The following is a 12,545-nucleotide window of genomic DNA, read 5'->3' as shown; positions in this document are numbered from 1 at the left end:
TGCGATCCCGCGCATGGTTCGCCCGTCGCGACGAGTGGTTTGCGGAGCAGTCCCTGGTGCTGCATCCCCTCGCCTGCGCGGGCTGCGGTCGACCGGCGAGCAAGCGGGAACTCGAATTGCACCACCTCGACTACGCCGGCGTACACCAGACCGACGACGGTCGCTGGGTCGCACGCGAGCGTCACGCCGACCTCGTGCCGATGCATCCCTACTGCCACGAACTGCTGCACCGACTCATCGATCGCGACGCGGTGCTGTCTCGCCATCGCACCCGTCGCGCAGCGTCCGAGATCGCTCTGAATGCACTCCGCCGCAAGCTCCAGGCACTGAACGGGACTGCGTCATGACCGACTACGACGACCCGCCAGACCTCGATGACTTGATGGCTCAAGAGATGAGTGACTTCCATCCCGACATCCGGTCGGGCTCATCGGAGCCGATCGGCGCGCGCATCGTCAACTGGCGGACGCTGACGGATGCTGACGCCCGTGCGGCATGGGTTTCGTTGCGCGGGTGGGTGGAGTGGTTCACCGTGCGATACCAGATCTCGGAATCGATCGTGCCGGTGTGCTGGTTCAAGCACGGCGACCTCGTCGAGGAACTCTCGGCGCTGCACATCGCGCACGGCGTCGCGTTCGATTCATCGGATGCGGGGTTCGGGCCGATCGGATGGCATGAACGCCTCAGCCTTGCGATGCCTCGTCTCAGGAACGCGTACGCCGGCGGATGCTCACGTGGTCACAACCGGTACAAGCCCCGCTCATGGAGGAATGCGGTCGACGAGCAGGAATGGGATGCGTGGGCCAACCAGGCTCACGCCGAGTGAGGCGCCGCGGCGTCTCGGAACGGAAGGAAGAAGGATGACGACGAGAATCCCCGTCACCATCGAGGGCAACCTCACCGGTGACCCCGAGCAAGGCGCGGGTGAGTCGGGCAACGAGTACGCCCGCTTCACCGTCGCTGTCAACGACCGTCGCCTCAACGAGACGACGAACCGCTGGGAGGACGTCGGCACGGTGTTCCACCGCGTCGTCGTGTTCAACCAGCAGTCCCGCAACGTCGCCACGTCGCTCCGCAAGGGCGACAGCGTGATCGTCGCCGGCGACCTCCGCTTCGGCACGTACACCGACAAGGAGACCGGCAACACCCGCGAGACACGCGACATCGTCGCCGACAACATCGGCGCGTCGCTGAAGTTCGCGACGGTGCAGGTCGACCGCGCCCCAAAAGCTAACGGCCCCGGTGCGGATCGCTCCGCCACGGGGCCAGTTGCCGAGCCGGTCTCTTCCACCGGCGCCGGGGTTGCTCGCTGACCCATCGCAACAGGGGCGGGCAGGAGTCAGAGTACTCCTGCTCGCCCCGGCCATGTCTGCGACGGATGCCGCCGAGCGACCGTGCGCTCGGGGACTTCGGGCGATGCGCCGCGGATTTCGCCCGCGCATCGCTGTCGGTCGCATACGTCAGAATCGTCCGTGTGACTGACAGCGATGGGATTGGCGAAGGTGCGCGTACATCGCCCAAGCCCGCCAGCCGCACGAAGAGGCGCCGCATCCGAAAACTCGGATTGGTCGCTGGTGCTCTGATTGTCGCCCTCGCTGTCGGCGTCGTCGCCTTCATCACTCGCGCAGACTCCGATCAGGACGGGCTAGCGGACCTCGTCGAGTTGTCTGGGTGGACGACGCTCGATGGCGGCACGTACGTCACCAATCCGTACGCGGCGGACACCGACGCCGACGGCCTCACCGACGCGGAAGAGGCGGGGCCGGTCTCCGAACCAGGTGTTGCGACCGTTTACACCGGCGTTTCCAATCCCATCAAGTCCGACTCAGACGACGACGACCTTGGAGACTTGCTCGAGGTCTCTGGCTGGTTGACCGTCCAAGGTGCCGTCCATCGGACTGACCCGATGAACTCCGACACGGATGGCGACGGTCTCACCGACGCGCAGGAGGCGGGCCCGGCTAAGCAAAGCGCAGATGGACGTGTCGAGTTCGCGGCGATCTCAGATCCCGGCATCGTCGACACCGACGGGGATGGACTCTCGGACGCGGTCGAGGCCGATCTGAGCCTTGACGCTCTTAGCAAGGACACCGACGACGACCAACTCGACGACTACCGCGAAGTCGAGATTCTGGGAACCGATCCCGCAAACGCCGACACCGATGGCGACAACTTCAGCGATGGGTTTGAAGTCGCGAACGCTGAGAGCCGAGGCCTGGACCCTCTGTGGAAGGACGAGCAACTTGATCCCACGACGATCGCGTGGGAAGTGGCCCAAGGTGCGATTATTGGCGAGCTAGCACCAGGTGATACCCTCCCGTGGCTCCTCGGCAACGTTGCCTCAAGCGGAGCGAGCCTCGTTCCCGTCGTCGGCACCGCGATCGGCACGGTCGCCGATGTGCGCGACGCGGTTGGATCGGCAATCCACGCCGACTGGGTCGGAGCCGGTCTGAGCGCATCCAGCCTCGTCCCCTATGTGGGTGACACCGCGGCTGTGGCTGGCAAGGTCGCGAAGTTCGTCGACAGGGTTCCAACGCTCGCCGTAGCGGCGGGAGCCGCCGTGGTGGCCCTCAAGTGGATCCCCGGAGACGTCAAGGCAACGGTCGTCAGGTTTGTCAACAAGAAGGCTGATGATCTCACGGCTGCAGGCGTGAGCGACAAGGCTTTGATCGCACTTCAGATGGGCAAGAACAGCCTCGACGATCTTGCAGATGCGATGAAGCGCCCGGGGCATGTGAGCTACGAAGGCGTGAATGCCGGGTTCATGGCAACCGGCAACGACGGCGAGGAGTTTCTCGCGAACCTCCTAGGGGCGTCCACGACTGGCGTGGACTTGCAGGTGGTGCGCCCTACCGCGGACTGTGTCGAGGTCTGCAATTCCGTCGCCCGTCGCTTCGACGCGCTCGTCGACGGCATCGGCCATGAGTCGAAGGTCGGGCGCGTTTCGTTGACCGACGCGATCCGCAGACAGGTCGAATCCGATGCGTTCAGCATCAAGACCGGCACGATCGAGGGCGCCCACTGGCACTTCTTCGCCAGCGACGTAACCAAGAAGATTGGGCCGACGAAGCCGCTGCTCGACCTCCTCGACGAGAACGGCATCAAGTACACGATCCACCTTCCCACCGAGGGAAAGTGACATGTCTGGCTACACCGACTTCGTCGCCATGAGCGGGCCAGAGGCCACCGAGTTCCTCGAGGGGCTTCTCGCCGACCAGCAGCGCTCCCTCGACCAATTCTCGTCGAGCATCGGCGTCGATCTGACGTACGCCGTCGAATCCCTCATCCAGGTATGGGAGGCGATCGCGCCACGACTCACCTGGCGCGCCGATTATTTGGCGCCCAGCCCGGGACAGCTTGGCCCGCGAATCAGCGTGGATCAACTGGAACCGCCAGCCGAACTGCCGGTGTGGTTCCATCACCCAAGCGGGGTGGGGTACGCGCGATTCTCATCGAAGACGCTCTGGCTGATCGACGGCGCTGGCCGCTACCTCGGAGAAACCGTCGTTCGAACGGGCCGAGGCAATTGGGCGACAGGGCGCTCTCGAGCGAAGGGGTACATCTTCCAGAATCAGCCGGTGATCGCGCTTACCGAGGCTGCCCCGGTCAGCCCCTTCCAGACGGCCGCCGTGCTTGCGTCACGAACCCTCGGACCGAGCACTGACACCGGGCCCAAGACACTCTTTGATGTCTATCGAGCATGGTGCCACTAGGCAGGACATGGCGCGGGTCCACGCTCGCGGAACTCCAACCTAGAGCCACTTCCTGAGCAGGTCAGTGACCATCGCCACCAGTCGACCATCAGACTTGGCGTACGCGTCCATTAACGCACGCCGCGGAACTCCTCGACGATAGATGTGGCCCTCCATCGAGACGACCGCGACCGTCTCGGCTCCTCTGCGAAGAGCCCAGTAGTGGCTATGCGGCTCCCCATGGATGCCGAGCCTGGGCGTGACCGCGACCTCGGCAGCCACGTCAGCGAATTCGCTGATAAGCCCCGCGCGTGAGAGCCCCCAGGCGGAGCTATCGAGTGATTCACTCCGCACATCCCAAGGATGTCGGTCGTTGATCAGCATGGCGAGCGCGGCGGCGAAGAAGCGATAGCCGATCGCCCGTTCGGTCGTGGCTGGACTGGATGATGGCGATCCCCACCCGGTCCTTGCCTCGATGTCTTTGACGATCTCATGAGGACCGGCGGCCTCCAGAACCGAGATCCAGTTAGCCACAACCTCACTGTGGCCGCCGCGATGGATCTGAATAGTCCCGGCTCGATTCAACATCACCCGGTGAGTGAGGTTGCTCGGGTTTGGCGTGAACTGATCCGGGGCCGCGACGCAGAGCACGTCGTACTGGCCCCCACCAGGATGCATCTCGTAGATCATCAACTCGGGATGGCGCCGGACGAGCTCTGATGCAATCCACCAGGATTGGGCGACGGCAAAGCGGTTCGATCCCCAGTTGCCAGGTACGGGATCTGCGCTCTCGATGGTCAATCCTGTGACGCGGAGCGGTTCGTCCGACGAAGCTTCGAATGTAGGGAGGGCCATCTGGGCCTCGAACTCGCCACGCACCTCTTCATAGACCGACCCAGCGTCAGGCTCGCCTATGTCGAACAGCGCGGTCTTGGGCTCGTAGAGCCGCCAACTCGGTGAGGTACTCGCCTTGTACCCGATCCAATGCTCCGCCGATTCCATCGGCCGCTCTACAATCGCCTTCCACCCGCGGTCGCGATACTTCTCGTGCTGGTGCGGATAAAACGGAGTCGCCTGCTCGCCCTCGATCACCCACACGCCGACCGGCTCGAACGGCATCCCCTTGCCCGTCCTGACTCTATGAATCGCAATTGCCGTCACGGCGGTTCCTCGCCTTCAATCAGTACGATCCCCACGGTATCGGCGCGGAATGCATCAACTCGTGCGCCGCCGTGAACGCGCGCCCTACTCGCCCGACCTCAGCTGCGATGAGAGCTCGGACATCACGCGCTCAGTGTTCTCGCGCTTGTCGTACGGACCGGGCATCCGAAAGACACTCGCGCCCACGAGGTCTGCCTCGTCTGCATCCCCGGCGCTCCTTCGCTGCCGAGCAGCACCTTCACCGGATGACGAAAGACGCAAACGACCAACGCGACGCCACGCGTCCGCAGTTTCTCGGCGAGCGTCGCGCTCCCGTAGCGGATCTCGTCGATACCGACATCGCCCACCTCGTCGCCCATCCAGTCCTCCCCGGCCTGGGTAACCGGTCAGATGAGTCACGGTCAATCAATAACAGCGACCGTCGACACCGCACGGTTGCGACGTGGTCCCTCATCTCCCCAGCCCAATCCGGTCAGACTGATGCGGTGCGATGACCGGCGCCGCAGCATCCGCCCGACCTCGGCGCCCACTGTTGACACGGTGCGCCGCTCGCTGCTCATACAGGAGGCTCTCGTAACGCCGCATCTCCGACTCAAACTGAGCAACCTGAGCGTTCCGCCCGCCCACAAGCTGCTCCGCGGCTGTTCCGTCGCCTGCACGGCCGTGCGCGTTGGCCTCAGTCCCTGTGATCCGGCTGTCGAGGTCGAGCAACGCGAACTTGGCGTCACGGAGCCATCCATTCAGCTCCACCAACTCGGCGTTGTTTCCATCGTGCGGCGGCAGCGCAGCTCGCCCGAGTTCACTCCGCGCCGCACGCACCGAGTCATCAATGCTGACCTCCGGAATGCCGCGCCTCATGCTCTCCGCGATCTGCTGAGTCGCCGCCGCATCCGTTCTCGCGATCGCGATCACCTCGTTGTGCGATCGCCCTCTGGTCATCCCGACGTAGAGACCAGCAGCGTCCACTCCGGGGCCGACGATCGAGGCATCCGTTGTCTCTCCCTGGATGCCGTGCACGGTCGACGCGTACGCGAGGTGGACATGATCAGCGGCGTAGTCGCGGCTGACTACGCGAACGTCAATGGAGTCGTTCACGCTCGCCAGTTCAACCCCGTCAACGCTGATCCGCCGAACAACCCACAGCGCGCGGTTCTCGACGCCCGTCGCGCGATCGTTCTTCCTCGTCTGAACGATGTCGCCCTCGAGCAGCCGCTGCTCGCCTTGACCGATTGCGATCCGTGCCAACTCGAGTTCACCACGATCAACCCGACGCTGCTGGATCGCTTCGTTAATCGCATCCGCCTCCTCGTTAGTGCTGGTCACCAGCGCAACCCGCCGGCGCCCGGCCGTCCAGCGGAAGTATGACTCCACCATCAGGTCGCGCGCCTGAAAATGGTCGGACACGCGGTGCACCTGACCGCGACCCGCGAGCTCGCTCGCAACGGCGAGCGCAGCATTCTTGGATGCCGGCTCCCGCATGCGAAGCGTGAGCGCCGCATACTCCGGGTCGGTGAAGCGGTGCACCGCGGTCAACTCGACTACGGCGGTCGCGCGGCGGGTCATTGTCGCCATCGCGCCGGAGTGCCCGACGGGTCGAGCTTGGAGGTGGTCGCCAACCATCGCTACGCCAGCACCGGACTCCGCAGCAATCGTGGCGAGCGCGATGGCCGCATTTAGGTCGACCATTCCGGCCTCGTCGACCACGATCCGATCCCCCGCGACAAGCGGATATCGGCGCGGCCCCCCGTAGGCGATCCCGGTTGCGGGGTCGATCTCGCCTAGGGCGAGCCGCGTCCAGACCTCAGCGCCGGCAACGTCGGTTTTCCATCGGAACCCGTGATCGCCGAGAAGCGCGTGCAGGCTCGACGCCGATGCACCAATCTCGCGGCCTGCAACTGACGCGCCTTTCTTGGTTGGCGCGACCACGATCATGCGGCGTCCGTAGCGCGCCAGTCCAGATTTCGCCACCCGCAGCATCGTCGTCTTTCCTGCCCCCGCCGGCCCAGTAACCGATACCAGACGATCCGTGCCAGCGATCGCCGCTACCGCTTCAACCTGGCGATCCTCAAGCTCGATGCCATCGGTCAGGACTGTGGATGCGGCATCCGCGATCTCCTCGTCTTCGACGAGGTCGCCAGCCTGGGTGAGCGCGTCGAAGCGGGCGGCAAGGTCGAACTTGGCGGCAGCAGTGACCGAGGCCATGTATCCCTTGATGTGCGCGGGGCGCTCCGCCTCCCCTTCGAGCAGGTCGACTGTCTGTTCGAGCGCACGGTCGATGACGTCGTCGATGACCGCCTGCAGATCCTCGCGTGCCGTGACGACTCCGGATGCCGCGATCGCCCGCGTCGCGCCGGCCCGGATGTCGAACAGGCTGAAGCGCCCGCCGCAACTCGCCGACCGAGCATCGGCCTCGACCACTGCCTGAGCCGCAAGCAGCCCGAGGTCCAGATCGTCAACCGATGTGGACCTCAGCGAGATCTCGTCCCGCACACGCATGATCGTGTCGTCGATCGCGACCAGTTCATCGGCGATGAGCCGCTCCCACGTCGCTTCATCGATGTCGCCGGGCTTGTTCGGACGCGCCTTCGCCCATGCCAGCCTGTCGATGCGGTGCAGCCCGTCGGGACTCGGCTCAAGTCCCGGATGCTCGCCGCGCCACGCAGCGAGAAGGACCGCCCGGTTGGCCTCGATCTGCGTCGATCGCCGCGAGAGCGGGCGCACTGCGTGCGCGAGTTCGGCGATCTCGCCGTCAGCTTTGAGCGTGTAGCCGTGGCGCGCGAGCGCGCTGACCCACTGTGGATCGGTCCGCGCTGCGAGTTCGCCCTCGGCGTTGATGACCGTCTGCATCTTCATCGCGACGCGGGAGTCGATGTTCGACCACTTGCGGTCCTTGCCCAGCACTTTGACGTTCAGCCACAGGTGTCGATGGATGTGCGGGTCGAGCGCCCGCGATCGGCGGTGCTGCAGTTCGACGACTTCGATGCGGTGAAGAGATTCGCGGATGCTGCCGCCAGCGCCGCGGCGGGCGTTCAGTTCGCTCTGCCAGGTCTTGATGATGCGATCGCGCAACCGATCTTGCAGGGCTTCGAACTCTCGGGCGAGATCGGGGTTGATCATCGCGGCGACGCTGTAGGACTTCGGTGTGTTGATCGTCCCGTCGAGAATCAGGTCGGCGTCGGGCGAGGTGAGGTCTCGGCCGCGACGCTCATCTGTCGCTGGGTCGCGGCCGTCAACCCAGCGCCGAAGCTGCTGCGCGTCAAGGGTGTCGGTGGTGATGACGCCGGCTTCGACGGTGAATCGAGTGATCGCGGCGGGGTCGGCAGCGCCGTAGCTGGCAAGCGCCTCAACGCCGGCCGCCGTGCGGAGGTGAGAGTCGCACGAACCCTCGAATGCGTACGCGAGTGCTTGTCGAACCCCTTGCGATCCGACGCCCCTTTTCCAGCGCTCCAGGCCTCCGCGCATGGGTCCATGGTAGGCCTTAAATGCTTAACTCGCCAGCCGTTCAACAGAAAGTGCCTGCGTGCATTCCTTCATTGCCTCCATCCCTTTCACTGCCTCGCTTGCTTCCTGTTCAGACCCTTTGGGCCCTCCCGTCTTTGGGTGCTGGCGAGGGGACTCATCGTTGGCCGCGAGGATCTCTGGAGAGCATGTGGATGGCGTTCCATTCGTCCCGCACAGCCGGATGGCCCTCTACCAGCGCCTGAATGCGCCCTGCGCAGCAGAGGGCGCGTTCCCGACCCGGAGACTCGACGCATGAATCGCCCAGGCGGCTGATCGGCAATTACGCTAGAGCGCGTCTCGGTCGGGCTATCGCATAGTAGGTCCACCCGAGTGAGGGGCGACCGATCCTAGGCGACCGCGGGTTCAACGTTTGAGGCGAGCGTGAGCTCAGTTTCTCAGAGCCCATTCGATAGTCGCCCATTGCATGCGTTCGCCTGTTCTGAGAGCATAGACGCATGGCCCCCGGCAGTTCCGAACCGCGCGCAGGTTCCTCGCCGCGTACCGGGGATCTCGGGCTCGGTCGTCGCATCGCCGCGCGCCGAGACGAACTCGGGATGAGCCGCAAAGAGCTTGCAGAGGCGACCGATCTCTCTTACCCATACGTGGCGCAGATCGAAACCGGGTACCGGCTCCCATCCGCGAAGCACCAAGTCACACTCTCGCGAGTGCTGGGGATGTCGCTTGATGACTTATTCGACACCGCCGAGGGCCTGCCCGTGGTTCGATCCACTGACCCAGCGCCCCGGGCTCGTCCGTCGATCGAGGAGGCGATCGAGCGGGCGGTCCACGAGCTTGAAACGCTCCCCACGTCCGTGCGGATGGAAGCACTCAATAAGGTTCAGACTCGGGTGATGCAGGGCGTCGTTGAGGAGCGTAGCCGCGCGCAACGCTAAGTCTGAGGTCGACTACCTCTAGGTGCCCTGTCCCCATGATGCGCTTAACGAACGGCTCCCCAGATAGCTAGCCAGCGCCGCCTCCTACTCCAAGTGCCCTGGGAACCACGTCTCCGGCGTCACTACAGCGATGCGAGACGTTCCCGTCTCGTCGAGATACAGCACGTCGCCGTAGTTGGTCACGCGGATGGTTCCCCCAGGCTCCACCACTCCGGCCACCGCATCCTCGATCTCGCGCGCCTGCTCGGCGAACTCCGCTCCCACGGCATCGCCGAGCGCCGACTCTGAGTCGATGTCGACCAGCTTGCCGTCACGGATGTCGTAGAACCACTTCACAAGGAATCCGCGAGCGGTCTCACCTTCGGGGTCTTCGCCGGTGTAGCCAAGAAGACGCTCCTGGCCCTCGACGAAGCCGCCGACGGCTCCGTCGGTGGCAACCCACAGATCGCCGAGCGGGCGAGGAGAAGTCCACTGGCGGATCTTCTCGCCAAGATCGCCGCTGATCTCACCGCGAAGCGACGCACCGGTCGCGATGTCGACCACGTCACGGGTGCGGGTCACCTTCACCCGCCGGGCGGGAACGTCGCCGCGCCAAAGGGACCCGATCGGAGGACGAGGCTCGTTGGCAATGGGCTCGAGCGGGATCTCGGCGGGCGGTTCGCCGCCGCCGGCAAGAGCCGACGGATCCTGCTGCGGGGAGGTCGCCAGCGCCTGCCCCGGCTGGTGCTGCCCCGACTTGATGCGGTCGATCCGCTTGATCATGCGGGTAGCCGGACCAGTGACACTCATCGATGCTCTCGTGCCGAAGTCGCGCAAATACTCCGCGGCCTCCCGCAGATGCAGTACCGACGGCTCATCAGCGAAATGCAGCCACGTGTTCCGGGTATCGATGATCTTCTTGGAGAGAACGCGCAGATCCCCCGTGTTGGGGATCACCTCGCGGTATACGGTCTCGGGTGCACTCAGAAACTCCCGCAGGAAGAAGCTCGGGTCGGCCGGCGACTGGCGCCGCTTCACATGAACCGGATCCTGCTCGTTCCGCCATGCGACGTAATCATCGAACCAGCGCGCGCCATGCGTCGGCGAGAGGATGCCGTGACTGCGGTTCGCGAATTCGAGCCCGAACCCGCGCATGAGTGAGAAGTACCCCTTCATCACCTCGCCATAGGTGTTGTGATCAGGGAACTCGACGACATATCCGGCCATCAGTACAACGCCTCCACTCCACCGTCTCGGCCGAAGCTCTTCATGATCGGGATCACCCGCGTGATCGCGAACGCGGCGAAGACCGCCTCGAGGCCATCCTCCGAGACCGCGAAAGCGGGGTGCTCGCGGTACTGGCGGGGCTGCGGCCTGAGGTCCTCGTACGCCCCGACGCGAGCGCCGTGCGAGATCAGGAGGTCCGCAGCATCCGTGCCCGCGAGCTCGCTCAGCTCTTCCCACGTAACCGACGCGAGCGACGGGTAGCCGCGATCGCCGTACTTGAGGGTGCGCAGCAACGCCACCCGAGCGCCATCGCCGGCATCGGTGAGCGTCATGCGGCCGGCGGCCTCGAGTCGCCGATATGCATCAGGGCCGGCGAGGAAGTCGAGAGGCTGGACATCAGCCGACCCGTCCTCCCAGACCGTGCACCCGATCGTCATGCGCAACCCATCGCTCGACTCGATCACCGCCTCGCGAAGCTTGCCCTCCTGCTCGACGCCACCGCGGCCGGCTGACACCGGGACTCCGCGAAAGTCGACATCCGCAGGCCGCATCGTGATCGCGACCAGGCCGACATTGAACTCGATGTCGTCACTCATCAGGCTGCCTCCCCTGCCTTCGCTGCCAGCAGGAGGGTCGTGTACGTGTCGCGCACCATCGTGTAGGCGGGACCGGACTTGCCGACCTTCTGCGGGTCGAAGTCTCCCATCTGCATGATGCCCTTGAACCGCTTCGCGATCTCGTCGAGGTTGTCATTGAGGAAGGTCGTCGGGTCGGTCTTCCACGCGATCGTGCCATCTTCGCGGCGCTCGAGCAGGGCCGCGAGGCCGTAGACGAGAGGGATGATGAAGCCCTCGGGGCTCGCGTACTTCGCGTCCTGGTCGGTGAAGCGCATCTTGTGCGGAGTCTTCGAGTTCGCGGGGTTCATCTTGCTCACTGCCGTGATGCGCCCGTAAAGTCCCCCGTTCTTGTTGTACGCCTCGGGGAACTTGCGGTAGATCAGCTCGTACAGCGCGGGGATCTGCCCCGCGATCGCCAGGGCGCTGAACACCGGGATGTTGTGCAGCTCCGCGACCGCGCCGTGCTCCTTGGTGACCACCGGCGAGCTCATCAGCCGCTCGAAGCGAACGACGCAGTCACCCTTGTTGCGGTACAGGTTCTGCGGAAGCGGCGGAGCGACCGGCTTGCCGTCGTCGGATGCAGGCATCGGCTCCAGCATCCCGAGCGGAATCCACGCGAGCGCGACGATGTCAGCCACCTTGATCGGCTTCGGGTCGCCCTGCTGCCATTCCACGCGCTCGCTGATGTAGGACGGCAGCGTCTGCTTCAGGTCATCGAAGTAGCCGCGCTTGTTCGCCTTCGCCTCGACCTTGAGCTGAACGTTGTTGTTGCGCGCCGCGCAGATGTCCAGGAGGGACGCCTCGAACTCCTCGGTCACGACCTCATCCTCGGGGTCGGAGGGAACGATGAGCTCCACCGGAATCAGGAAGTCCAGGTCGGTGCTGTCGCCATCGCGCACCTTCGCGCGGAGCGCGTCGACCGCCTCGGCCCGCGCATGCCACAGTGCACGGAAGTCGTCCCAGACTTTGACCTTCTTGATCTCGGCGTCGGGAACCCCCGCCTTGGCGAGCACGTGGAGTCCGATCGCGAGCGTGTTGTGGCCGCCATCGAGAATGCCCTCGATCTTGCGCTTCTCGAAGTTCACGCCGATGCGATCACGGTCGAGGCGCCGGTAGCTCGACGCCCCCAGCAGGATGCCCTTCGTCTTGAAGGGGAAGTCGTTCGGGGTGTTCTCGATCGACTCGCGGATCGCGGCGGTGACCTGCCCGACCTTCGAGGAACGCGGGTTCGCCTCCAGGTCGATCACATCGATCACAGGCACGAAGTGCCGCGCCGGAACGAATCCTGAGAAGCGAGTGATGCGCTCGACCGTCTGCTCGACGAGCTTGTCGAACTTGATGACCGCGTCGAATGCGGAGAATGCTGTTGCGTCGGTGGTGTTCATTGCTCTTCCTCATTCGCTGAGGAGAGCCCCTGGAACAGAAAAGCCGGCTCGAGGCCGGCTTGGTCTGCTGCGGGTCGTGATGACCCTCCA

At 64.8% G+C, this 12,545-nt stretch carries 12 protein-coding genes; 6 read left to right on the top strand and 6 right to left on the bottom strand.

What is annotated here, in order from left to right; all coding sequences use genetic code 11:
- Positions 1 to 56 precede the first annotated feature (56 nt).
- From ACSBPH_RS13705 to ACSBPH_RS13685, 5 genes are all read left to right on the top strand, one after another.
- Positions 57 to 347, top strand: coding sequence for a hypothetical protein (locus ACSBPH_RS13705; protein WP_442574872.1), 291 nt, complete (start codon positions 57 to 59; stop codon positions 345 to 347).
- Complete coding sequence (locus tag ACSBPH_RS13700) at positions 344 to 826, top strand: hypothetical protein (protein WP_442574871.1); 483 nt, start codon at positions 344 to 346, stop codon at positions 824 to 826. Before ACSBPH_RS13705 ends, ACSBPH_RS13700 begins: the two co-directional genes overlap by 4 nt.
- 34 nt (positions 827 to 860) lie before the next feature.
- Positions 861 to 1,313, top strand: coding sequence for a single-stranded DNA-binding protein (locus tag ACSBPH_RS13695; RefSeq protein WP_442574870.1), 453 nt, complete (start codon positions 861 to 863; stop codon positions 1,311 to 1,313).
- Between the two features lie 161 nt (positions 1,314 to 1,474).
- On the top strand, positions 1,475 to 3,139 hold the full coding sequence (locus ACSBPH_RS13690; RefSeq protein WP_442574869.1) for a hypothetical protein: 1,665 nt from the start codon (positions 1,475 to 1,477) through the stop codon (positions 3,137 to 3,139).
- 1 nt (position 3,140) lies between these two features.
- The gene (locus ACSBPH_RS13685) at positions 3,141 to 3,713 is read left to right on the top strand and encodes a hypothetical protein (RefSeq protein WP_442574868.1); all 573 of its coding nucleotides are present in this window, start codon (positions 3,141 to 3,143) and stop codon (positions 3,711 to 3,713) included.
- Between the two features lie 39 nt (positions 3,714 to 3,752).
- Here ACSBPH_RS13685 and ACSBPH_RS13680 read toward each other — a convergent pair whose 3' ends face one another.
- The 3 genes from ACSBPH_RS13680 to ACSBPH_RS13670 form a co-directional block, all read right to left on the bottom strand.
- The gene (locus ACSBPH_RS13680) at positions 3,753 to 4,853 is read right to left on the bottom strand and encodes a TY-Chap2 family putative peptide chaperone (protein ID WP_442574867.1); all 1,101 of its coding nucleotides are present in this window, start codon (positions 4,851 to 4,853) and stop codon (positions 3,753 to 3,755) included.
- Positions 4,854 to 4,975: 122 nt separating this feature from the next.
- Entirely contained in the window at positions 4,976 to 5,212 is a 237-nt protein-coding gene (locus ACSBPH_RS13675; RefSeq protein WP_442574866.1) for a hypothetical protein, read from the bottom strand.
- Positions 5,213 to 5,303: 91 nt separating this feature from the next.
- Positions 5,304 to 8,315: an AAA family ATPase gene (locus ACSBPH_RS13670; RefSeq protein ID WP_442574865.1), complete on the bottom strand. Its 3,012-nt coding sequence runs from the start codon at positions 8,313 to 8,315 to the stop codon at positions 5,304 to 5,306.
- A 494-nt stretch (positions 8,316 to 8,809) separates the two neighbouring features.
- Between ACSBPH_RS13670 and ACSBPH_RS13665 the strand changes: the two genes are divergently transcribed.
- On the top strand, positions 8,810 to 9,247 hold the full coding sequence (locus ACSBPH_RS13665) for a helix-turn-helix domain-containing protein (RefSeq protein WP_442574864.1): 438 nt from the start codon (positions 8,810 to 8,812) through the stop codon (positions 9,245 to 9,247).
- A gap of 84 nt (positions 9,248 to 9,331) precedes the next feature.
- Here the strand turns inward: ACSBPH_RS13665 and ACSBPH_RS13660 are convergent, their stop codons facing one another.
- Genes ACSBPH_RS13660 through ACSBPH_RS13650 form a run of 3 tightly spaced genes read right to left on the bottom strand, consistent with a single transcriptional unit; the run spans position 9,332 to position 12,455 of the window.
- Positions 9,332 to 10,453, bottom strand: coding sequence for a hypothetical protein (locus ACSBPH_RS13660; protein ID WP_442574863.1), 1,122 nt, complete (start codon positions 10,451 to 10,453; stop codon positions 9,332 to 9,334).
- Positions 10,453 to 11,049 carry a hypothetical protein gene (locus ACSBPH_RS13655; protein ID WP_442574862.1) on the bottom strand — a complete coding sequence of 199 codons (597 nt, stop codon included), beginning with the start codon at positions 11,047 to 11,049 and terminating at the stop codon, positions 10,453 to 10,455. The genes ACSBPH_RS13660 and ACSBPH_RS13655 overlap by 1 nt, the downstream gene beginning before the upstream one ends.
- Positions 11,049 to 12,455: a hypothetical protein gene (locus tag ACSBPH_RS13650; protein WP_442574861.1), complete on the bottom strand. Its 1,407-nt coding sequence runs from the start codon at positions 12,453 to 12,455 to the stop codon at positions 11,049 to 11,051. The genes ACSBPH_RS13655 and ACSBPH_RS13650 overlap by 1 nt, the downstream gene beginning before the upstream one ends.
- Positions 12,456 to 12,545: the final 90 nt, after the last annotated feature.

Origin of the sequence: Microbacterium sp. F51-2R (assembly GCF_052180235.1) — a bacterium.
Taxonomy (GTDB): domain Bacteria; phylum Actinomycetota; class Actinomycetes; order Actinomycetales; family Microbacteriaceae; genus Microbacterium.
Note: the sequence above shows the minus strand (reverse complement) of the source record. Positions and strands in the feature narration are given on the sequence as shown.

Bases quoted from the DNA above. Each gene is read 5' to 3' on its own strand.
- ACSBPH_RS13665 (WP_442574864.1), top strand. From the start codon at position 8,810: ATGGCCCCCGGCAGTTCCGAACCGCGCGCAGGTTCCTCGCCGCGTACC.
- ACSBPH_RS13700 (WP_442574871.1), top strand. From the start codon at position 344: ATGACCGACTACGACGACCCGCCAGACCTCGATGACTTGATGGCTCAA.
- ACSBPH_RS13650 (WP_442574861.1), bottom strand. From the start codon at position 12,455: ATGAACACCACCGACGCAACAGCATTCTCCGCATTCGACGCGGTCATC.
- ACSBPH_RS13685 (WP_442574868.1), top strand. From the start codon at position 3,141: ATGTCTGGCTACACCGACTTCGTCGCCATGAGCGGGCCAGAGGCCACC.
- ACSBPH_RS13675 (WP_442574866.1), bottom strand. From the start codon at position 5,212: ATGGGCGACGAGGTGGGCGATGTCGGTATCGACGAGATCCGCTACGGG.
- ACSBPH_RS13670 (WP_442574865.1), bottom strand. From the start codon at position 8,315: ATGCGCGGAGGCCTGGAGCGCTGGAAAAGGGGCGTCGGATCGCAAGGG.
- ACSBPH_RS13660 (WP_442574863.1), bottom strand. From the start codon at position 10,453: ATGGCCGGATATGTCGTCGAGTTCCCTGATCACAACACCTATGGCGAG.
- ACSBPH_RS13695 (WP_442574870.1), top strand. From the start codon at position 861: ATGACGACGAGAATCCCCGTCACCATCGAGGGCAACCTCACCGGTGAC.
- ACSBPH_RS13655 (WP_442574862.1), bottom strand. From the start codon at position 11,049: ATGAGTGACGACATCGAGTTCAATGTCGGCCTGGTCGCGATCACGATG.